The organism is Dolichospermum sp. UHCC 0259, assembly GCF_009711935.1.
Lineage (GTDB): Bacteria > Cyanobacteriota > Cyanobacteriia > Cyanobacteriales > Nostocaceae > Dolichospermum.
Map to the genome: position 1 here is coordinate 22659 of NZ_VIKX01000294.1, position 21256 is coordinate 43914.

General features: G+C 37.9%; 28 protein-coding genes, 1 tRNA gene and 1 pseudogene. 18 read left to right on the top strand and 12 right to left on the bottom strand.

What is annotated here, in order from left to right; all coding sequences use genetic code 11:
* Window positions 1–77: 77 nt before the first annotated feature.
* From FJR05_RS24045 to FJR05_RS24055, 3 genes are all read left to right on the top strand, one after another.
* On the top strand, window positions 78–371 hold the full coding sequence (locus tag FJR05_RS24045; protein WP_168646440.1) for a hypothetical protein: 294 nt from the start codon (window positions 78–80) through the stop codon (window positions 369–371).
* Window positions 372–380: 9 nt separating this feature from the next.
* Complete coding sequence (locus tag FJR05_RS24050; RefSeq protein WP_168646441.1) at window positions 381–788, top strand: type II toxin-antitoxin system VapC family toxin; 408 nt, start codon at window positions 381–383, stop codon at window positions 786–788.
* 76 nt (window positions 789–864) lie between these two features.
* The gene (locus tag FJR05_RS24055) at window positions 865–1071 is read left to right on the top strand and encodes a hypothetical protein (protein ID WP_371416938.1); all 207 of its coding nucleotides are present in this window, start codon (window positions 865–867) and stop codon (window positions 1069–1071) included.
* 162 nt (window positions 1072–1233) lie between these two features.
* Here FJR05_RS24055 and FJR05_RS24065 read toward each other — a convergent pair whose 3' ends face one another.
* Window positions 1234–1632 carry a type II toxin-antitoxin system VapC family toxin gene (locus FJR05_RS24065; protein WP_168646442.1) on the bottom strand — a complete coding sequence of 133 codons (399 nt, stop codon included), beginning with the start codon at window positions 1630–1632 and terminating at the stop codon, window positions 1234–1236.
* Between the two features lie 6 nt (window positions 1633–1638).
* Entirely contained in the window at window positions 1639–1872 is a 234-nt protein-coding gene (locus FJR05_RS24070; RefSeq protein WP_071187683.1) for a hypothetical protein, read from the bottom strand.
* A 122-nt stretch (window positions 1873–1994) separates the two neighbouring features.
* Between FJR05_RS24070 and FJR05_RS24075 the strand changes: the two genes are divergently transcribed.
* On the top strand, window positions 1995–2210 hold the full coding sequence (locus FJR05_RS24075) for a hypothetical protein (RefSeq protein WP_168646443.1): 216 nt from the start codon (window positions 1995–1997) through the stop codon (window positions 2208–2210).
* 47 nt (window positions 2211–2257) lie between these two features.
* Here the strand turns inward: FJR05_RS24075 and FJR05_RS24080 are convergent, their stop codons facing one another.
* Together FJR05_RS24080 and FJR05_RS24085 are read right to left on the bottom strand one after the other, a co-directional pair.
* Entirely contained in the window at window positions 2258–2677 is a 420-nt protein-coding gene (locus FJR05_RS24080) for a type II toxin-antitoxin system VapC family toxin (protein WP_168646444.1), read from the bottom strand.
* Window positions 2656–2931: a hypothetical protein gene (locus FJR05_RS24085; RefSeq protein ID WP_168646445.1), complete on the bottom strand. Its 276-nt coding sequence runs from the start codon at window positions 2929–2931 to the stop codon at window positions 2656–2658. The genes FJR05_RS24080 and FJR05_RS24085 overlap by 22 nt, the downstream gene beginning before the upstream one ends.
* Before the next feature lie 433 nt (window positions 2932–3364).
* On the opposite strand from FJR05_RS24085, the gene FJR05_RS24090 reads away from it, so the two are divergent.
* Window positions 3365–3940: a Uma2 family endonuclease gene (locus tag FJR05_RS24090; protein WP_168646446.1), complete on the top strand. Its 576-nt coding sequence runs from the start codon at window positions 3365–3367 to the stop codon at window positions 3938–3940.
* Window positions 3941–4066: 126 nt separating this feature from the next.
* Here the strand turns inward: FJR05_RS24090 and FJR05_RS24095 are convergent, their stop codons facing one another.
* Together FJR05_RS24095 and FJR05_RS24100 are read right to left on the bottom strand one after the other, a co-directional pair.
* Window positions 4067–4297, bottom strand: a complete 231-nt coding sequence (locus FJR05_RS24095; protein WP_168646447.1) for a type II toxin-antitoxin system HicA family toxin — start codon at window positions 4295–4297, stop codon at window positions 4067–4069.
* The gene (locus FJR05_RS24100; RefSeq protein ID WP_168646448.1) at window positions 4294–4533 is read right to left on the bottom strand and encodes a type II toxin-antitoxin system HicB family antitoxin; all 240 of its coding nucleotides are present in this window, start codon (window positions 4531–4533) and stop codon (window positions 4294–4296) included. Before FJR05_RS24100 ends, FJR05_RS24095 begins: the two co-directional genes overlap by 4 nt.
* Before the next feature lie 216 nt (window positions 4534–4749).
* Between FJR05_RS24100 and FJR05_RS24105 the strand changes: the two genes are divergently transcribed.
* The 4 genes from FJR05_RS24105 to FJR05_RS26780 all read left to right on the top strand — a co-directional run bounded on the left by FJR05_RS24105 (window position 4750) and on the right by FJR05_RS26780 (window position 6338).
* A complete protein-coding gene (locus FJR05_RS24105) occupies window positions 4750–5001 on the top strand; it encodes a hypothetical protein (protein ID WP_168646449.1) in 252 nt (83 codons plus the stop codon).
* A gap of 1 nt (window position 5002) precedes the next feature.
* On the top strand, window positions 5003–5422 hold the full coding sequence (locus FJR05_RS24110) for a hypothetical protein (protein WP_168646450.1): 420 nt from the start codon (window positions 5003–5005) through the stop codon (window positions 5420–5422).
* A gap of 162 nt (window positions 5423–5584) precedes the next feature.
* A complete protein-coding gene (locus FJR05_RS24115) occupies window positions 5585–5881 on the top strand; it encodes a hypothetical protein (RefSeq protein ID WP_168646451.1) in 297 nt (98 codons plus the stop codon).
* Between the two features lie 4 nt (window positions 5882–5885).
* A complete protein-coding gene (locus FJR05_RS26780; RefSeq protein ID WP_254447074.1) occupies window positions 5886–6338 on the top strand; it encodes a hypothetical protein in 453 nt (150 codons plus the stop codon).
* Window positions 6339–6515: 177 nt separating this feature from the next.
* On the opposite strand, the gene FJR05_RS24125 is transcribed toward FJR05_RS26780, so the two are convergent.
* The gene (locus FJR05_RS24125) at window positions 6516–7466 is read right to left on the bottom strand and encodes a DUF2382 domain-containing protein (protein ID WP_168646452.1); all 951 of its coding nucleotides are present in this window, start codon (window positions 7464–7466) and stop codon (window positions 6516–6518) included.
* A 140-nt stretch (window positions 7467–7606) separates the two neighbouring features.
* On the opposite strand from FJR05_RS24125, the pseudogene FJR05_RS24130 reads away from it, so the two are divergent.
* Window positions 7607–7800, top strand: a pseudogene (locus FJR05_RS24130) (hypothetical protein); the annotation flags it as partial.
* Window positions 7801–7954: 154 nt separating this feature from the next.
* Complete coding sequence (locus FJR05_RS24135) at window positions 7955–8944, top strand: PRC-barrel domain-containing protein (RefSeq protein ID WP_168646453.1); 990 nt, start codon at window positions 7955–7957, stop codon at window positions 8942–8944.
* A gap of 68 nt (window positions 8945–9012) precedes the next feature.
* On the opposite strand, the gene FJR05_RS24140 is transcribed toward FJR05_RS24135, so the two are convergent.
* From FJR05_RS24140 to alr, 5 genes are all read right to left on the bottom strand, one after another.
* A complete protein-coding gene (locus tag FJR05_RS24140) occupies window positions 9013–10506 on the bottom strand; it encodes a P-loop ATPase, Sll1717 family (protein WP_168646454.1) in 1494 nt (497 codons plus the stop codon).
* A gap of 10 nt (window positions 10507–10516) precedes the next feature.
* Window positions 10517–11902 carry a KGGVGR-motif variant AAA ATPase gene (locus FJR05_RS24145; RefSeq protein WP_168646455.1) on the bottom strand — a complete coding sequence of 462 codons (1386 nt, stop codon included), beginning with the start codon at window positions 11900–11902 and terminating at the stop codon, window positions 10517–10519.
* 6 nt (window positions 11903–11908) lie between these two features.
* Window positions 11909–12340 carry a HEPN domain-containing protein gene (locus tag FJR05_RS24150; protein ID WP_168646456.1) on the bottom strand — a complete coding sequence of 144 codons (432 nt, stop codon included), beginning with the start codon at window positions 12338–12340 and terminating at the stop codon, window positions 11909–11911.
* A 295-nt stretch (window positions 12341–12635) separates the two neighbouring features.
* Window positions 12636–12717, bottom strand: a tRNA-Leu gene (locus tag FJR05_RS24155).
* 122 nt (window positions 12718–12839) lie between these two features.
* Complete coding sequence (gene alr, locus FJR05_RS24160; RefSeq protein ID WP_168646457.1) at window positions 12840–14027, bottom strand: alanine racemase; 1188 nt, start codon at window positions 14025–14027, stop codon at window positions 12840–12842.
* A 380-nt stretch (window positions 14028–14407) separates the two neighbouring features.
* On the opposite strand from alr, the gene FJR05_RS24165 reads away from it, so the two are divergent.
* The 7 genes from FJR05_RS24165 (at window position 14408) to FJR05_RS24195 (ending at window position 21230) form a co-directional block, all read left to right on the top strand.
* Window positions 14408–14905, top strand: a complete 498-nt coding sequence (locus FJR05_RS24165; protein WP_039203468.1) for an HNH endonuclease — start codon at window positions 14408–14410, stop codon at window positions 14903–14905.
* 657 nt (window positions 14906–15562) lie between these two features.
* Complete coding sequence (locus FJR05_RS24170) at window positions 15563–16840, top strand: bifunctional oligoribonuclease/PAP phosphatase NrnA (protein ID WP_168646458.1); 1278 nt, start codon at window positions 15563–15565, stop codon at window positions 16838–16840.
* Between the two features lie 258 nt (window positions 16841–17098).
* A complete protein-coding gene (locus FJR05_RS24175; RefSeq protein ID WP_168646459.1) occupies window positions 17099–17317 on the top strand; it encodes a hypothetical protein in 219 nt (72 codons plus the stop codon).
* A gap of 219 nt (window positions 17318–17536) precedes the next feature.
* Entirely contained in the window at window positions 17537–18700 is a 1164-nt protein-coding gene (locus FJR05_RS24180; RefSeq protein ID WP_168646460.1) for a pyridoxal phosphate-dependent aminotransferase, read from the top strand.
* Window positions 18701–18733: 33 nt separating this feature from the next.
* Window positions 18734–19381 carry a histidine phosphatase family protein gene (locus FJR05_RS24185; protein ID WP_168646461.1) on the top strand — a complete coding sequence of 216 codons (648 nt, stop codon included), beginning with the start codon at window positions 18734–18736 and terminating at the stop codon, window positions 19379–19381.
* 75 nt (window positions 19382–19456) lie between these two features.
* Window positions 19457–20482, top strand: a complete 1026-nt coding sequence (locus tag FJR05_RS24190) for a glucokinase (RefSeq protein ID WP_168646462.1) — start codon at window positions 19457–19459, stop codon at window positions 20480–20482.
* 145 nt (window positions 20483–20627) lie between these two features.
* Window positions 20628–21230, top strand: a complete 603-nt coding sequence (locus FJR05_RS24195; RefSeq protein ID WP_168646463.1) for a hypothetical protein — start codon at window positions 20628–20630, stop codon at window positions 21228–21230.
* Window positions 21231–21256 lie beyond the last annotated feature (26 nt).

Genomic DNA, 21256 nt, shown 5'->3' on the forward strand with positions numbered 1-21256 from the left:
ATCGCGTTTGGGGATGTTGGGGTGCGATCGTGCCTAAGTTTAAATAAAATAGAATGAGATAACTAAAAAACCTTACTATGACTCCACAACTCGAAAATGCGATCGCTGCTATCCAACAGCTATCATCTACAGAACGTCAACAACTGTTGCAAATATTTACCCAAAGTAATTCATCCTCAAACTCTCAAACCGATCTTAAAAATCTCAGTCATCAGTTTTGGCAAGATACCACGATCAAGGAACTCCTTACTACACAGACCCCTATCACCGTAGATAACCTCAAACATCTTGCTGCTGACTTTTGGCCTGAAGAAGACTCCATCGAAGATTTTCTCATTTTCCTACGACAACAACGCCAAGAAGTGATCTAACCAAACACCATGAGTTTTTACCTCATTGATACTGATATCGCTTCTTTCATCTTCAAAGGTAGTAATTATGCCGACCCTTACTTACCTTATGTAACTGGTCAACAATTAGCAATGTCATTCATGACCGTAGCTGAACTGTTTCAGTGGGCAATTTTGCGTCAATGGGGAGATAGTCGTTTAACACAACTAGAACAATACCTATCTAACTACTTGATTATTCCAGTTGATCAATCACTTTGTCGAGAATGGGCGTATATTCGTGCCAAGCGACAAAGCACAGGACGACCAATATCTCCACAAGATGCTTGGATTGCTGCAACGGCTTTACGCTACGATTTACCGCTAGTTACTCACAACATCAAAGACTTTTTGGATATTCCCAATCTACGGCTTATTATCCCTTCATCCCCATTATGAAGGTCATAAATAAGAACGATCGTTTAAAATTATTTCTCATGTTGTAGATAAACTATTTCGGGGTAGTAGCTTCTACATGGTGAAATTAGATCAACATGAAATGACTGAAATGTTGATAAAATTATTTAGCAGATTTTCCCCAGAAGCAATGAGAGAAATTAAAGAACATGATTTAACTAGAAGAATTGATAAAATTCTTGTATTGGATGCTGTTGCTGGGACATTAAACGATTTAACACCAGAAGAAATAGCGATTTTTGATGCAGCAGTAGCAGGAAAATAAAACCGTGAATTATTTACTGGATTCAAATATCGTTAGTTACATTTTGAAAAAGAATGCCATTGTGGATAATAAACTCCGAGAAGTCAATATTCAGGGAGGAATGGTATTTATTAGCTGCATTACTTATTATGAAATAAGGTATCGCTTACTTTTATCTACAAACTACCAAACAACATTAACCAAATCTGAAGCAGTGATATTTTGATCACAGGTCAATAACTGCACAACTTCGCCTTTACTTGCTAAAACTAACGCAGTTGCCGCAATTTGTCTATCGTGCATTTCATTAATAGCAAATAAACTCATGGTCATTTCAATTAGGTCTTGATCAAGTGGATAAATTACCACACGCGGATCTGATTCTACGGCTAAAATAACATCTTTAGGAGTAGGAATAGATGTTCTACCTCTTTCCACAATCCAAACAGCCTCAGCTAAAGTAGTTGCAGGAATAACTAACTGCGAATTACCATCACAAAGGATAGTTTTAGCATTTGCACCTAACTTGAAATTACCTTCGAGAAACCATATCAGAGCATGAGTATCTAAGACATATTTCATAATTAGTTATGACCAGTCTAAGCTATCTTCACTATCTCCATGAAATTCAGCAATTTCAAAATCTGCTTCCGTTGACGGCTGATTTCCAGAAAACATACCAAACTGCATTATTTGTTTTTTTTGTGGAAGTTTGTCAGACTTTAAAAAAGTAACTATCACAAGACTTTCTGAAATATCTTTTGGTAATTCTCTTAATTCTACTTTACCGTATTTGTAAATACCTTCAATTGCTTGCAACATAGTTTTTGCTATTATTGAATTTTTCTTATGTTCTTACTTTAACTTAACTATACACCATAGATATTCAGAAATAATACAAGTGCGATAGCGAAGCGCTGTTTAGGAATAAATTGGGAGTGCGATTGTCTAAAATTAGGGGGTTGTGTGCGATAGCGAAGCGCTGCTGCAAGCAGTTCGCTGTTTGGGGATGTTGGGAGAGCGATAGCGAAGCGCTGCTGCAAGCAGTTCGTTTAAAATTAGGGGGTTGGGAGCGATCTCTGTTTGGGAATGTTGGGAATGCGATCACTTTTGGGGATGTTGGGAGAGCGATCGCTGTTTGGGGATGTGGAGTGCGATAGCGAAGCGATCCGCAGTAATCGCGCTTATATATTAACTATTATTTCTTTCAAGGCAAAATTTCAAAACAATCACAATGCTGAGGTCGAAATAATCTAAAATCTCGCTGATCTAAAGTCAATATTCTTTTAATATCAAAACGTTCAGCTATAGCCATAACACTTGCATCTACAAAATCAATCCGACTATCTGCATATTCATCCAAAATTTCCGCCACACGGATCACATCTTGATCTGTCAAAGCTACTAAAATAAATCTACTTGCAGATAGTCCTTTTAAGAAAGCGACTAATGTTGCTGAACCTGCATTACGTCCTACTAAATAAGCCACTTCTGCTAATACTGTTTGTGGCAATAAAATTTGTTTTTGTTGTGTATATACTGGTGTTACACTATTGTGCATTGTATCCAAACGATTCAACAATGCTACAACAAAGCCAGTATCCGCTACTGCTGGGGTTTTTTCCATGTCCAACCTGATTTTTCTGTCACTTCATTTTCGAGAATATCTTCAGAATTAATAGCTAAATCAGGTGTGGCTGCAAATAAGCCAATTAACGGATCAGATACAGCATCATTAACTGTTTCTAGTGATTGAATTTCCAGGTATGATCTGACAGCTTCACTAATAATTGATTCCGGTGATTGACCACGTTTACTAGCCAGATTGATCAGTTTTTCGAGTAAAGTCTGTTCTGGATTCCAGTTAAATGTAGATTTCACAAGATAATTTCTCTCTTATTAACCACAAATAATATTATAACAAATAAGTTCAATTTTATTAACTAATTATTTGCTTAGTGTCTTAATGAAGAAGCGCGACCTAGTAATCGCCGAAAATTAGGGTATTTGTGTGCGATAGCGAAGCGCTGATACAAGCAGTTCGCTGTTTGGGGATGTTGGAGAGCGATGGTTTAAAATTGGGGTTGTGAGCGATAGCGAAGCGCTCCGTAGGAATCGCTGTTTGGGTTTGTGGGGTGCGATAGCGAAGCGCTGCTGCAAGCAGTTCGTTTAAAATTGAGGGGGTTGTGTGCGATAGCGAAGCACTCTGTAGGAATCGCTTATGGGGTAGTTGCTATTAATTGGTAACTAATAATATAGAATAGGATATGAGATAGTTAAAATTTCTCCCTGAACATTCAATGAGGATATGACAATGAATGCTTTAACTGTCAATTTAGATTCAGTAATAAAAATGACTGATGACCAGTTTTTTAAACTATGTCAAGCAAACCGTGATTTAAGATTTGAACGTACTGCAAATGGGGAATTAATAATTATGCCACCAACGGGAGGAGAAACAGGAAATAAAAATGCGAGAATCACTCAACAAGTAATGAATTGGACTGATGCTGATGGTACTGGGATAGCTTTTGATTCTTCCACTTGTTTTAAATTACCAAATGGTGCAGATCGTTCTCCTGATGCTTCTTGGATTAAATTAGAAATATGGGATGCTTTAACTGATGAAGAAAAACAAAAGTTTCCTCCTATTTGTCCTGATTTTGTGATTGAGTTACTTTCTCTTAGTGATAGTTTGAAGACTACACAGGAAAAGATGAAGGAATATATAGATAATGGTGTACGTTTGGGTATATTAATTAATCGTAAATCTCGTCAAGTGGAGATTTATAGATCAGGGAAGGAGGTTGAGGTTTTGGATTCTCCTGCTACGGTTTCGGGGGAAGATGTTTTAAAGGGTTTTGTTTTGAATTTGGGGATGATTTGGTAAAATTAGGGGTTGTGTGCGATAGCGTAAGCGCTCCGTAGGAATCGCTATTTAGGAATAAGTTGGGAGAGTGATAGCGAAGCGCTGCTGCAAGCAGTTCGTTTAAAATTGGGGTTGTGTGCGATCACTTTATTTTTGTACTAATTTAAAAAATGTTTCTTTATCAATACCAATATCTTGAATCATTCCCATTAAAGTACCTGGTTTAATGTCTTTTCCTGAATGAATTGGAACAACAACTCTTAAACCATTAGCATTCTTGTAAATAGCATGACTACCTTTTTGTCTGTCAAAATAAAAACCCAATGTTTCGATAACCTTAATAAAATCTTTAGCTTTTATACTTGGTAAATTACTCATATTAAAATGCTTAATGGCTTAACAATTAAATCCTCTTTAGGAACAGGTTGATTATCAGCTATTAAACTTTCAATATATAATTCAATAGCTTCTGTAATATTCTCAATTGCTTCTTCAAAAGAATCTCCTTGAGAATGACAACCTTTGAGAACAGGACAAAAGGCATGATAACCCCCATCTTGTTCCTTTTCCAGAAGTACAGTGTAATTGTAAATTTGTTTACTTTTGTTCACCATATATCTTTACGTTTTTTGAGTTAGTGATTTTTAGCTTTGATTTATTCCATGATAAACGGTTTGGGGAATTTGGGAGAAGTGCATTAGCGTAAGCGCTGACTTGTCAGTTCATTTAAAATTGGGGTGGTTGTGAGCGATGTCTAAATAGCTACTCAATGTGGCTAGATTTAAGAAGATGCTATGATCCAAATCAGATAGCAAAACCTGATGTTTAATATGTCTCTTAGCGAACTTCTACCAACTGTTAGTCAACTAACACATCAAGATAAGCTTCGACTTATACACTTTCTTTTGCTTGCAGTAGCTGAAGAGGAAGGGTGTAGCCTAGATACCGCAAGTAATGAGCATCATGAGGATATGCTGATGAATCAACTAACTCTTACTGAGGCGGTTGTATGGTCACCTCAAGCAGATCATGAAGCTGTTCAAGCCTTGTCTGGGCTTTTGGTAGAGGCACAGGGAGTATAAAATGCTTGGGGGTCATCGCTTTTTATTTACAGAACGCACGGACAGTTCTGGTCGTTCTAGCATCTTGCCATACTTGCCGCTAATCTTGACTAATGGAAAACGTTTAATAGAAGTTATGGCTTTATTGGACACGGGCGCTAGTGTTAATATCTTACCCTACGAAATTGGATTACAGTTAGGAGCAGTCTGGGAGAGTCAAACCGTTCAAATTCCACTTAGTGGAAATCTCGCTCATAGTGAGTCACGAGGGCTAGTTTTAACTGGGACAGTAGCCCCTTTTGCACCTGTTTTACTTGCCTTTGCGTGGACTCAATCAACAGATGTACCTGTGATTTTAGGTCACATGAACTTTTTTGCAGAATTTAATGTATGTTTTTATCGCCACGAATTGGCTTTTGAGGTTTGTCCGATCCAGAAATAAAGTCTGATAGCGATCGCTGAAAATTGGGGTAGTTATGAGCGATAGCGAAGCGCTCCTGCAAGCAGTTCGCTGTTTGGGAATGAGTATTAAAGAATTAATTTATTAAACGATATAATATAAATAAGAATTAGATTTTTCCAAAGCACAAACAGAGTAAACATCATGCAAGAACAATTAACTGACTATCAACAAGAACTAACAGAACGCATTTCTCATGTTGTAGATAAACTATTTCGTGGTAGTAGTTTCTATATGGTGAAATTAGATCAATATGAAATGACTGAAATGTTAATAGAATTATTTGGCAGATTTTCCCCAGAAGAAATGAGAGCAATTAAAGAACATGATTTAACCAGAAGAATTAGTAAAATATTAACATTAGAAGCTGTTGCTGGGACATTAAACGATTTAACACCAGAAGAAATAGCGGTTTTTGATGCAGCAGTAGCGAGAAAATAAACCCATGAATTTTTTACTTGATTCAAATATTGTTAGTTATGCGTTAAAGAAAAATATAACTATAAATAATAAATTGAAGGAGTTAAGCTTTCTCGGTTCAGAAATATTTATTAGTTGTATAACCTACTATGAAATTAAAAGAGGTTTGATATCTCTCAATGCTACTAAACAATTAGTAGATTTTCATGGATTTTGTAATGATTATCCTGTATTATTTTTAGATGATTTAGAAATCATTGAAAAATCCTGTGAAATTCATGCAAAATTAAAATCTAAAGGTACTCCTATCCAAGATGCTGATGTTTTAACGATAGCGAAGCACTCCGCAGGAATCGCTCAAATTAGTGTTATGGTTATTTGTCCCGTTAACCGAGTCGTTTTAGAATCAGCGTTCAAATCGGGTTTGGCTGATTTTGAAGATGCCGTTCAAATTTTTGTGCAGTCGAGCAAGGATTAGACGCTATTGTGACACGCGATGCTCAAGGTTTTTTGAGTTCTTCTATACCTGTGCTATCAATACAGGAATTGTTGCAACGATTAAGAAGATAACTCTTAATTTATGTAATCTAATGTTGGGTTACGCTATCGCTTCACCCAACCGCCAAAGAATTGAAAGCTAATCAATCCACGTTTCTTAGTTTCTTCTCTCACTTAATGGTATATTTTTCCGATTAACGTCTAATTCTTCACGACGAATAGTATCTTCGGCTTCAACTGTATCGTGTTCAACTACTTTCTTGACATTGACTTCCTCCCGCAGCACTGTTTCCTTATGAATATCAGGGATTTCTTCATAAGTTTCCATCCGCGTCACTTCTCCTCGATGGAAATCAGTCTCAGTTGGTGATCCAGTTTGAGTACCCCTTTCTCCATTAGTGTGTTCAATCACTATGCGTTCTCTTTGAACAGGTACAGAGACTGTTACCATTTCAGTGTCTACGTGCTTACTAACGGTTACTTCTCCTGTCTTCACACGAGATTTGGTCGCAACTAAACGTTCTTCGTATAGTTTGAGGTTTTTGTGATCCTGCTCATTCACATTGTAAAGATTGGGTTCTTCTTCATACCTATATGTACGACGATCAGGTGTAACAGGCGTAATCGGAGGAATAACTGGTGCAACTCTTGATCTCTCAGTAGAAACTGGTGGAGCATCTACAGCTATGGGTGACTCTAGCGGTGTTGATGACTCTAAAGGTTCTTGTGCTATTGATGTACGATAAACTCCCCGCACCCGTTCCTCATAGTCGTAATCAATTTCTTTTAAATCTTTAAAATCTGGTAAATTTTTTACCTGTTCCTTTGTCAGCCTAATTGCATACACCCGCTGCTTATCGTAGTCAATTCGAGAACGTCCAATTGGCAACAATACTTGTCTACCAAAGAACCAAAAACCTGTGTCCACAACTAAATAACGCAAACGCCCCGAATCATCTACTAATATGTGTTTGACAGTGCCAACTTTATCATCATCTATGTCTGAATAGACATCAAAGTGCTTAATTTTTTCAACTTCACTGTCATTCAACTCTGGACTATCATAGTTAGAGTCAGCAATAAAGTCTTCAATTTTGTATAAAGCCATATTCGTTTAGCTCCAAACAGCTATACCTACAATTTTAAAAATAAAATTTTTTACTTCTTCTTTCTAAAGGAAGATATTAATATCAATAAATTTTGCCGTTCTGGTCGAAATGTGTCATCAGAATATGCAGCCACAATTACAAAGTTGATATGTTTTTAAATGGGCCAAACGGGGAATGATTAGCTAGAATGATCAAACAACAGGCGAAACAAGCTTTATAATTGTGAGCTTGCGCCGTCCGATGATAGAATCAGCACAGCGCACAACTGGCGTAACTCAAACCAGAGGCGCGTATACTCAAGTTTTGAGTATTAAGTTGCAATCATCTAATTAGGATAAAGGCAAGAAAGGTAATAAAAATTCATCTTACCAATGACAACTGACAACTAACAACTGACAACTGACAAATTTCTGTTAAAAATAGACATATACATAAACCAGATTCGAGATTGCCTACGGCACGCTAAGCGAACAGGACGACCTATAGAATGACCTCAGAACAAGTAATTAGACGTTCCGATATATTAAACACTCAGGTAATCACCCGCGACAACGGTAAGCGGCTAGGTATCGTGAGTCAGATTTGGGTTGATGTTGATCAAAGAGAGGTTGTGGCGCTTAGTCTGCGAGACAGCCTCATCTCTATTTCTAGTTTGCCTCGTAATATGTATCTCAACACCATCAACCAAATTGGTGATGTTGTTTTAGTTGATAACGAGGATGTCATCGAAGATGTAGAAGTGGAGATTCTCAGTAACCTCATGAACTGGGAAGTCATCACAGAAACAGGTGAAGTTTTAGGCAAGGTAAGAGGCTTTAAATTTAATGGTGAAACGGGTAAAATCTACTCTATCGTCATTGCCTCCTTGGGATTACCGCAAATTCCTGACCAGTTTTTGAGTACCTATGAACTATCCATAGATGAAGTAGTCAGCACCGGTCCTAGTCGGTTAATTGTATTTGAAGGTGCTGAAGAAAGAGTCAACCAATTAACTGTGGGCGTTTTAGAACGGCTGGGAATTGGTAAAGCCCCTTGGGAAAGAGACGCAGAAGAAGAATTTGGCTATAGCACCCCCAGGACAGTTGCACCCAGTAATCAATTACCTAGTGGTGTTCCTCTCCAACCACCCCGTCCCAAAGTCCGCATTCCCGAACCCATAGCCCAAGAAGAGGAATGGACGGAAGACTATGTAGAAGAAGAAAGACCCCAGCGTCAAGTCATGAAAGCCCGTTCTTACGAGTCAATTCAGTATGAAGAAGACGAAGAAGATAACTGGAGTGATGCGACGGTCAGGGATAGTTATCAGGAAGCCCCCAGATACGAAGCCAAACCTGCCAAAAAGACCTACGCTGACCAGTATGATGACTATGATGATGATCTGGATGGTGATGCGTGGGATGATGCACCAAAGCCTGTAAATATTCCCAAAAAGGTCAAGGAACGACAAGTGGAATACGAAGAAGAAGGCGGATATTAAGTTTTGTAAACCCCCTCTACTTATAGTAGAGGGGGTTATTTTTTGGCAGTTGCTCTCTACCTGAGTTTCTACTTGGGACGTTTAAGCCCACCTTTGCGTTTAACTTTAAATCCATACATATATATTTCAGGCATATTAATTCTTCCATCAGAACGACTTTCTACAATTCCCAGTTGAAGTAAATATTTCAAAATTTCTTCAGGGTTAATTAGAGGCGGTTGTTTTTCGGGGTTTTCGCTCCAGTTTGTAGATTCTACTGCTTCTAAAAACCTGTCTTTCTCTATTGGGACTACAAGTTCAGCTAAACTTGTTGTAAGAGATGCTAACCAAGGATACTCCTCGTGAGCTAATTCTTTAATTCTCTCTTCTGAAGTCTTCATTAAAGCTTCCTGTAAATCAGAGGGTTGCAAAAGTAGCATATTTTGTTCAACGGTTGAGTGTTGTTCTATTCTACTTTTTGCGGCTAAAACAAATAACTTGAGAAAAGAACGGGGTGCAATTCGACTACCAGCATCCTGAAGGTGATTGGGAATCCAACGATAGGTAATTCCTTTTTTAGCATTAGCCCCCATATACTTACCAATCATTCTTTCGATTAGTTCTTCAAATAATTTTTCATTTGATGTTGCAATCCAGCCCAAACCAGTTTTGTTTTCAATAATCAACTCTGGGATATTTTGCAAATATTCTGTCATTTCAGATCCAGCGTTTGCAAGTCGTTTGACCAAAAGTTGGTAAAGCCATGAAGTTTTCCATTCCAATCGAACTTGATGGCCTTGCAGTTTGGAAGCATCAGGAAAATTCAAAAACTCCTCTCCAAATAGATCAGTACGCAAAAAGATTTTAGGTCGTATTCTATCCCAACGTCGCCATCGATCAAGCCACAAAGCTAAAAGTTCACGAATTGGACTTGCTAAGGCAGTATAGGAAACCACTAATCGATCTAATTCATCATACGTAACAAATAACCAATCATCTGTTTCAATGAGTTTTTGATCTAATTTATCTAAGACAGAATTTAATTTTTCAAGATTTTGATTGACAATAGGTTGCCAAATTGATAAAAGAGATAAGTCATCCCTCAGAATGTTGACTATTTCTGTCTCCATTTGTTCAATTAGAAAATCCTTGAACTTAAAATCTTCTTGCTGTAATAACACGCCTAAAATTAAACCAATCCAGAAGCTACGCCATTCAATATTTGTAGCTTTATCCATTTGCCTTTCTATACTTTCTGGTGCTGGAAATTGCTTTTTGTCCTTGCAAAAGCCAGCTACCCATGTTGTTTTACTCAAAGTGGGTAAGGATCTAATTCCCAAGCTTTCAACTAAAGCTTGCCTTCCTGAAGGAATTGCAAGCAACCGGAATAATTCTGTTTTTCCTACTCCTTTTCCTCCTAATATTAATAATATATTTGGTTCTAAAGCACGACGATAATCTGCTATGGGTAAAAAGTTTTTTAAGAATGTTTCATGATCATTACTTTCATGTTCAGCAATTCCTTCACCAGGGGCGATATTCTCTATTAATTCTAGTAATTTGTGTTTATTAATTTCAGACATAGGTTTTAATCTAATTATTTTTTTGAAATTCACGCCCAAAAAGATTACATAACTTTTCTGCAATCTCCTTATAGGAAGAATCAGTCATGATTTCTACAAGGTTTGATAATCGAGTGAATTCTTCTGAAGTTGAGTTGCGAAGAAATAGAGCTATGTCCCCCCGTAGACTCTCCTGATAAGGTACAACCAGGGGGAAAAATGGTGCTTCTCTATCGTTAGAATCAGGGACAGTTTCATCTACAGAGTAATAGTTTTCTTGAAAAAGGTCGTAGGCTTTTTCCCGAAATTCTCTCAATTCTATGTCTCTTCCTAAGATTCCGATTGCTGGAGCCATCGAATGTACAAGAACCAACGGTAAACGCTCATCAACTCCAGGACTTGCTAAATGTCGAATAACATGAGTTAGTCCAGCCCAACTTTGACGTGATTGAGTACCAAATATCACTGCTGCATGGGAGAGTTTAGCGATCGCCAAGCCACCAATATCATGAAACCCAGCCCGTGCATCCATTAGAATAAAATCTAAAGGTCTGACTGCACTTTCCAATTCTTTTAACATACTTACCATTGTACTTTCCAGTTCACCATTTACAAGGTTCTGAAAGTCTAATCTAGCTAATTTCTCCAAATAATTTTTATCTACTGTTCCAGCCGGAAGTAATTGTATACTCTCACCATTATCATCTAGCAAAATCCGTTCATTAATGCTGATCAAATGAGTACGCAGTTTCCAATCTTGTTCTTGAATTTTCTTTTCCAATAAATAATCAATCACACCTGGATTATTTGAATTATCTGGTGAAAAAATTGTAGCCAATCCTGGTGCTTCTAAATCCAGATCAACAATAGCAACTCGATGACCATTACGGGCTAAAGTCAATGCAGTTGCAACGAGACTACTAGTTCGTCCCACACCTCCCTTAAAAGAGAAAAAAGATATGATCGCAGGTTTATATTTTTGATAAACTACTGTCTCTGGCCAAGGTGGTGTACTTACTTGATTATCTGTCCATGCCTGTTTAGCAATGTGGCGCTCAAGAATATACCAACGAGGCAAAACTGATTCATCATCCCCATGATCCCAAGATGCAAAAACTCTTTCAGCTTCGATACTTTTAATTAAAGCTTTGTAAGCGTCCTTGTCTCTTTTCGGCAACCAAATATCATTCCCATAATACTTTCCAAGTTTTGTAGATAAAAAGTTATTAAGGTCTGTGGTTTCTGATTCTTCAATGTTAGTAGTTTCTGATGGTTTTGGTTCAAGAAAAATTCTAATCTTTCCATTAACGTCACGAATAATAGTGACAGACTTGAGTTTAGGTATAAGTGTATCTACAATGATATTTTCATTAAAGCATTCCTGCACTTTATCAAAGGTTTCACTAAAACTGATCATGATTTATTAAATATCTTTACTGGAAATTAAGCCATCTAGCACTAATTTAGAGATTATTTCTCGGTAAATTTCTTCCGCACGTTGAACAGCAGATTGTACTTCAGCTTCAGTCCAATGTCCAGATTTGAAATATCTCCTAATTGGATGATTTTCAGCTAAAACAGTACCAGCTATTCGTGAAGCAGGGAGTTGTTTATCCAGAACGGGGTAGATAACCCGTAAGCGTTCCATTAACCTTCCATCAAGTTCGGAGAGGTCATGGTTATATTTTGTTGCTGCCCTTTGATCATGCTTAAAATATTGCTCTACAAGTACCTTAAATGAGCATTCTACGACATAACCTGCTAGATAAACTGCATTGTCCCACCGTTGCTCTCCCAAAAGAATTTGAGCATCCTGTAAATGCCTACCTGCTGAATTAGAAAATGAATCTTGCATTGTTGACTACAAATTGCTGTACAATAGGCATAAGTTTTCAAAACCTAACCTAAAATATATCATCAACAATACATTAGCCAAATTACGAGGGTGAGATGATAATGCTTTAATCATGAAAGATTCAATGATGGGTTAGTAGCTAAAATTATTGATATTATCCCTCAATTGTTCATGAATGCGAACTGCTTGCAGCAGCGCTTTGCGATCGCCCCAAACAGAAATCACAGTTTGTCAAAGACGACATATAATTAGTCGCTGTACAACATCACCATTAACTGAACTATCTGTTTAAAAGTGCGGATAAAAGGACTTGAACCTTCACTCCTTTCGGAACTAGAACCTAAATCTAGCGCGTCTGCCAATTTCGCCATATCCGCATTAATAACTTATGTTAGCACAATAAATTATTTATGGCAATAGGTAAAAGACTCAAAATTTAAGTCCCAATTTTAAATTAGGGTATGGGGTATCGGTGATATTTCCCCATGTCCCTAATTATCTACATCACAGCTACACGAGGTAGACGATGCTTGAAACCACAGAGAATTTCCCAAGAAATGGTATTGAGGCAATTTGCCCAATCATCAGCGGATATTTGCTCTTTTCCCTGTTGTCCTAGCAAAGTGACTATTTCCCCTTCTTGCAAATCGGGAATGGAACTCACATCTAACATGATTTGATCCATTGTAATTGCGCCAATTTGCGGTATGCGCTGCCCACGAATTAACACCTGCATTTGGTTGGAAAGACTCCGGGGAACTCCGTCGGCATAACCAATACCAACTACAGCCAGACGCATTTCTTTAGAAGCAATAAAATGATGTCCATAACTAACTCCAGTTCCTGCGGCTATGGTTTTAACTTGGGTAACTCTGGCTTTGAGTTGTAAAACCGGTTGCAGTTTGATTTGATTTTGTAAATGAGTGGCAGGATAAAGACCATAAATAGCTAAACCCACCCGCACCATGTCATAGTGCAGTTCTGGATTTGTCAAGGTAGCGGCGGAATTTGCTAAATGCAAACTGGGAATTTTGATCCCTTTAGCTTTAATGTGTGCAGTTGCTTCTGCAAATCTTCTATGCTGTTCTGTCATCACTGTAGCATCAAGACTATCAGCAGTTGCTAGATGAGAATAGATACTGGCAATATTTAAATGGGGTAATCCTTGTACCAACTGGATAAACTCTGCGGCTTGTTGCCAATTAGTGCCTAATCTAGACATTCCCGTATCCAACTTAATATGTACAGATAAGGAGGAATTATAGTTAATAGTTTCTAAGGTGTTAGAAAATTCTAAAGCTTGTTTAGGGCTACATAGTGTGGGCTGAAGTTGCCAATGAGCGATCGCCTGAATTTGTTCTGGTGTGTTGGTTGCCCCTAAAATCAGAATTGGGGCTTTAATACCATCTTCTCGTAATTGAATACCTTCGGGAACTGTTGCCACACCTAACCAACTAGCACCCGCTTCCAAAGCAGTCCTCGCAACTGTTACTGCCCCATGCCCATAGGCATCAGCTTTAACAACCGCCATTAATTGGGTACGTGGTGATAAAAACTTGACCAACTGCTTGACGTTATGAGACAAAGCCCCTAAATCAATTTCTACCCAAGCCCGCTGAGAAAACCAAGCATAAGTATCACATTCCTGATTGTCAGCAAAAATCGGGGTTTGCTTGCGACTTAACATTACACTTTACTCCTATCACACCACCGAAAAGCTTCTCACATCCCCTAGAAGCTATATCACTTTAATCAGGAAGTTTAACTTTGATCCGGCGATTTATACAAGATAGTAGCACGAGCAATATTAGTGCATCCGCAAACTCAAAAATCTTTTGATTATTGGAAGATAGTTCTTCCTTATCAAGTCTACGATAACAAATATAAAATCAAATGTCAACCCCTAAATGCTCCTTTATGGCGATTTTTTTCAAATTCAGATCCCCGACTTCTTGAAGAAGTCGGGGATCTTTCTTAGTTAAGAACAAAAGTATAAATTATTCTCATATCCCCAGCGGGGTGTATTTGTGCTAATATATGTAAAACTAATACCTTGAGCGCAGATTCATGAGGAAGGTTTTAGTCCTGAACGCCTCTTACGAACCGCTCAACATCACCAGTTGGCGACGTGCCACCGTGTTGTTGATTAAAGGCAAGGCTGAACGCTTAGAATACAACGGTAAATTCCTTTACTCGGATTTTCCGATGCCAACCGTAATTCGGTTGCGTCATTATGTCCGCGTTCCTTATATGGAAATTCCCCTGACTCGTCGAAATATCTTGCATCGTGATAGCCATACTTGTCAATACTGTGGTCACACAGGAGATGGGTTAACTCTCGATCATGTCATGCCAAGATCACGAGGGGGTGAAGATACTTGGGAAAATATCGTCACGGCTTGTGTCCGCTGCAATATCAAGAAAGGTTGTCGGACACCGCAAGAAGCAAGAATGCCTTTGCGCCATTTACCCCGTCAACCTTACAGTAGCCTCTACTTTGAGGTAACAAAGCATCTTAAAAGTGGAATGCACCAGGAGTGGCAAAAGTATGTCATAGGTCTTTGACATTGCACTTAATTAACTACAAAAACTCAGGGCAAATTTCACCTGTAGATATATCTGTTTGACCAAAATAGGTCAATGATAGTGACTACAAGTGGGTGTTTCACTTTTTTTGTCCAGAGCATACTACAGCTTGTGGCAAGTTTCCACTAAGCTGATATTTTCATGACCGCAGTATCCGATTACCTTAATTTCCAGGGGTGGCACTTTATCTGCTAAAAAAACGATATATAGATAGATTTTGTTCTTAACTGATAATTTGTTACAATTACGAGTAGATGATTTGCCACCAAGAAATTGAGAGATCAATTTGGACACGGAATGTCAATAGTAGCACAAGTCAAATAAATATTCAAGATAATTATCAAAGTTTTTCATAAAAATCTGCATATTTGTTTAGACAAAGTCACCAATCATGAGGTTGTATATAACTCAAGAGGTACAGCATACTTGACTTTCAGCATTTTTGTAGCACTTTAGTTAGATGCAATAGATCCTTAGCTTATGCTATTGACAAAAAATCAACTACTTTACACATTGCCAAAAGAATTAATTTTAGATTTTGCCAAGTTTCCTGTAGCTTTATCAGCGCACCGTTGCTTGGATTGTATCTAAATGAATAACCCTATTTTCCCCGCTTAGAAATACAGTTAGTTACTTATGTACGTGAATTATCCACCTTCTCAATTTGAGAGTTTATCATTGACCACAGATCCCCATCCAGAGGAAGTAGAAATAGAGAAAGAGGTAATTGAACTTCCACCGTTAACCCGGACTTCCTTACCATCCTCTAATGGTGATGGAGGCATCTATTTGGTGCAGCGTGGTAATTCTCTAGCATCTCAAAAATCAGAGGAGTTACAGAAGACGCTGCTTGCACATCGTCATGAACGTCAGTTGGTGATTTTACAGGATTTTCCTGATCCTGATGCTCTTTCTTGTGCTTGGTCTTACCAATTAATTGCCCAACAGTATGATATCAAGTGTGATATTGTTTACGCGGGAACTTTAAGTCATCAGGAAAATATTGCTTTAGTTAAGCTAACTAATTTACCTGCTCAACGTTGGACGATACAAACTTTAAAAAATAAAGATTTGTCATCATATCAAGGGTTTGTGTTAATTGACAACCAGGGAACTACGTCTCAATTATTACCAGCAATCCAACAAGCGGGAATTCCCCTGATAGTGCTGGTGGATCATCATAGTTTACAAGGGGAACTCAAGTCAGAATTTGTTGATGTGCGTCCTTATGTGCGAGCTACAGCGACAATTTTTACTCAATACTTACAAGCAGGATTATTAACTTTAGATAATAGCATTAGCCAGCACGTTAAATGTGCTACGGCTTTAATGCACGGGTTACGCTCAGATACAAATCGATTGATGCAGGCACAGGAAGAAGATTTTATGGCTGCTGGGTATTTGAGCAGGTTTTATGATGCTCAGTTACTAAATGCTATTTTGCAAGCAAATCGTTCTAAGCGGGTAATGGATGTGATCGAGCGATCGCTTAAAAACCGCATCGTTCAAAATAACTTTTCCATAGCTGGTGTTGGTTATTTGCGCTATGATGACCGGGATGCAATTCCCCAAGCGGCTGATTTTCTCGTGACTGAGGAAAATGTGCATACAGCAGTAGTTTATGGAATTGTTCATGATGAAGATGACGAATTAGAAGTAGTGATAGGTTCTCTGAGAACCACAAAACTGACATTAGATCCTGATGAATTTATTAAAGAAGCCTTTGGACAAGATAGTGCTGGGCGATTTTTTGGTGGTGGGAGGACGGGTGCTGGAGGCTTTGAAATTCCGATGGGTTTCTTATCTGGTGGCAATGAAAATTCGACTTATGCCAAAATCAAATGGGAAGTTTTCGATGCACAAATTAAACAGAAATTATTGAAATTGGTAAATCCCAGAGATAATCCAATTTAGTCTTCAAACAAATTCAAAGACTTGTTTAATTTAGGGTTTAGCAATGCTCATAGGTATCAACTTAACGTAAAACCCTTAATAAATAAGGAGGAGGACAAGAGCGATGTCGCGGAATGAACTGCTATAGGCGATTACTAGGTCGCGCTTCGCTATCGCTCTTGTTAAAGAGGGTGATATGCCTAGCTCACCGAAGGAATCGCATTTGAACCGAAAAAGAGGATAATAAAATCATGAAAAACACTCACAGGGTCAAAAATTATGACTCAAACAAGAAAAAGAAAAAATGGGAATCCAGATTTGCGTCGTCAGCAACAAACTCCATCGCCATCATTACCACAAATTGAAGAAGAAATAACAAAATATCTACAACCAAGTCTATTTACACCATTAAAATATTTACCAAGAAACAATGATAAACCGATGAGAGATAGATTTCTAAACTTACCAGTAATGGTAGCACTAATGCTCAAGCTTTAATTGGTTTGACAAATTAACCGAGAGTAAAAAATACTTTATTACCAGAATAAAAGAAAAAACAAATTATAAAGTTAAACAAGTATTATCTCAAGGTACTTATTATAAAGATGAAATTATTATCATGGGTAAATATCGTTCAAATCCATGTACAAAATTATCTGAGTTTATCTACGGTTAATTCTTTATTACTGTACATACTACACATACTTTTTCCAAGTTATGAATTATATATCACGAATGGAAGCGATTCAATTGCCCATTATTCCGGTTGTGGGAGAATTAATAAAAAACTCTCCTGGGACAATCTCTTTGGGACAAGGTGTGGTTCATTATCAACCACCAGATACGGCAATGGAATTATTACCAAAATTTCTTGCTGAACCTAAAAATCATCTTTATCAAGCTGTTGTGGGGATTCCTGAATTATTAACAGTATTAGCAGCAAAGTTATCAAGATTTAATGGTATTGATATCAATGAAAAAAATGCTATTGTGGTGACAGCGGGTAGTAATATGGGGTTTATAAATGCTATTTTAGCAATTACTTCTCCTGGTGATGAGATTATCTTGAATACTCCCTATTATTTTAATCATGAAATGGCGATTAAAATGGCAGGTTGTCATCCTGTATTAGTTGGGACAGATGCAAATTATCAATTAATTCCTGAAGCTATAGCCGCTGCAATTACAGATAAAACCCGTGCGGTGGTGACGATTTCTCCGAATAATCCGACTGGTGTTGTTTATTCAGAGACAGCATTAAAACAAGTTAATGAAATTTGTCGAGAAAGGGGAATTTATCATATTAGTGATGAGGCTTATGAATATTTTACTTATGATCATGTAAAACATATTTCTCCGGGGGCATTTGCTGGCAGTAATCAATATACAATTTCTCTGTTTAGTTTGTCGAAAGCTTATGGTTTTGCTAGTTGGCGAATTGGTTATATGGTAATTCCTGAACATTTATTAATTGCTGTGAAAAAAGTTCAAGATACTATTTTAATTTGTCCACCTGTGGTTTCTCAGTATGCAGCTTTGGGGGCTTTACAAGCAAAAGATGATTATTTGAAAGATAATATTGGGAGTATTGCTAAAGTTCGAGAAATAGTGATTAATTCACTACAATTACTTCAAGATTCATGTACAATTACACCAGCTAATGGGGCATTTTATTTTTTATTGAAAGTGCATACAAAAATGAACGATTTGGAATTGGTGAAAAAACTGATTCAAGAATACAAAATAGCGGTGATTCCGGGAACAACCTTTGGAATGGAAGATGGTTGTTATTTGCGGGTTGCTTATGGTGCGTTACCAGCAGATACAGCTAAAGCAGGTATAGAAAGATTAGTCAAAGGTTTGCAAAGTATCGTATTATAACCACATAACAAAAATTAACATTCGGATTTTCCCATGAGTCAAATAGTTTGGATAGCAAGACACGCTAACCGCCTTGATTTCGTATATCCTGATTGGTTTCTAACCGCCGAAAGACGGTATGATCCACCTTTGTCAGATGATGGGATGATTCAGGCGCAGCAGTTAGCACAGCGACTCAAAGGGGAAAGAATCACCCATATTTTTGCTTCTCCGTTTTTGCGAACTATCCAAACTGCTAATGCGATCGCTGAAGTTTTGGATTTACAGATTAAACTAGAAGTAGGTTTGAGTGAATGGCTTAATCCCGAATGGATGACTGAAGAACCCGAAAAACTCTCAACTTCAGCTTTAGTCAAATTATTTCCCAGAATTGATACCAGTTACACATCACGGATAGCCGCAAAATACCCAGAAACTCATGCACAGGTGCGGGAACGTTCGGCGCAAACTGCTAGGTGTTTGTCTACTGAATTTTTCCCCCATGATATCCTATTGGTGGCACATGGCGCGTCTGTCTTGGGTGCAGCAATGGGATTTGTGGGAGACATAGCCAAAAGTGAAGTCAAAGCTTCTCTATGTTCTTTAGTAAAAGTTGTCCGTCAAGATTCAGAATGGTTATTAGCACTCAAGGGCGATACGTCCCATTTGACGAAAATTGAAGAATTGGTGCGATTTGTGTAAATATTTAAGGGGGATTTTCTCTAAATCCCAACTGACGCTAACTCAGCAAAAGTAACCTACTAACTGATAAATTTTATGACATTGCTACTGGCCGGAGACATAGGCGGAACAAAAACTATTTTACGTTTGGTGGAATTTTCGGAAACACTAGGGTTAAAAACTCTGTACGAAGAGAGTTTTCGCAGTGGAGATTTTCCTGATTTAGTCCCCATAGTGCAAAGGTTTTTGACTACAGCTAATTCTAGCACACCAGAAAAAGCTTGTTTTGCGATCGCAGGACCAGTAGTGGAAAACACCGCCAAGTTGACCAATTTAGCCTGGTTTCTCGATACAAATCGGTTAAGTCAAGAATTGGGTATTTTGTCAATTTCCCTGATTAATGACTTTGCGGCTGTTGGTTATGGGATTTTTGGGTTAACAAAACAGGATTTACTCACTTTACAAGTTGGTAAATATCAACCAGCAGCACCAATGGCTGTAATCGGTGCGGGAACTGGGTTAGGACAAGGATTTTTGATTAAACAAGATCATCAATATCAAGTCTTTCCTTCCGAGGGTGGCCACGCAGATTTTGCCCCCCGGAATGAATTAGAATTTCAATTGTTGAAATATCTAGTAGATAAACATGATATTCAACGAGTTTCTGTAGAAAGAGTGGTTTCCGGGTTAGGAATTACCTCCATTTACCAATTTTTACGAGATCGGAAAATAGCCACCGAATCACCAGAAATTGCCCAAGCAGTCAGAACATGGGAACAAGAGGCGGGACAAGCCGAAAAAACCGTTGATCCAGGGGCATTTATTGGCGCTGCTGCACTCCAAAAAAGCGATCGCCTTTCCGAACAAACCATGCAATTATTTATCGAAGCCTACGGTGCAGAAGCCGGGAATTTAGCCCTCAAACTCCTACCCTATGGCGGATTATACATTGCTGGTGGTATCGCCCCCAAAATCCTTCCCTTAATGCAAAATGGTAGCTTCCTCTTGAATTTTACCCAAAAAGGCAGAATGCGTTCTCTACTTGAAGAAATCCCCGTGCATATAATTCTTAATCAACAAGTTGGTTTAATTGGTGCAGCTTTGTCTGCCTCTAGGTTATAACTAGCAACGTAAGGAGTCAGGAGTCAGGAGTCAGAATATTTGATAAATCGGTAGATTATTTATTAAATAGTAATTTCTGAAAACTGATAGCTGAATGCTTATTTCTTAATAACAGTGAAATCTGCATCTACAAATTTTATAACTTATGAATAGCAAAATTTTATTATCCTTCATTGCTGCCGCATTTTTATCCAGTGGTTACGCCGTCGCTGAAGTCCGTTCATCCAAACCCAAAGTTGCCGAAAAAAAACCTATTATTCCCACAGTCATACAACCCAAATGGCGAACATTTACATCCCCAGATGGACATTTCACCGTATTAATGCCAGGAATGCCCAAGCGAAAAACCCAAATTCAAAAAACCCACATGGGCAAAATAAAATTAGAAATATTTTTAATCCAACCACCGCAACAAGAAGCTGCATATATAGTCACATATAATGAATTTCCTGATAGCTATGTCAAAATGACTAACCCCCAAACAATCATGGATCAAGCCCAATATGTAGAACTCACAACCACCAAAAGTAGATTACTAAATCAGCGCAACATTCGCAGTTCTAACTTTCATCCTGGCAAAGAAATTGAATATGTTAATGCTATAGGTAAAATTACTAAAACCAGAATGTTTGTTGCTCATGGTAGATTATATAAAGTTATGGCGATAGTTTCCAAAAAACAGCACGATACTCTCAATAAAACTATTACAGGCTATTTAAATTCCTTTAAATTGGTTGTCAAACCTTAATTGAGAATGAGTAATCTTGGTAAAAT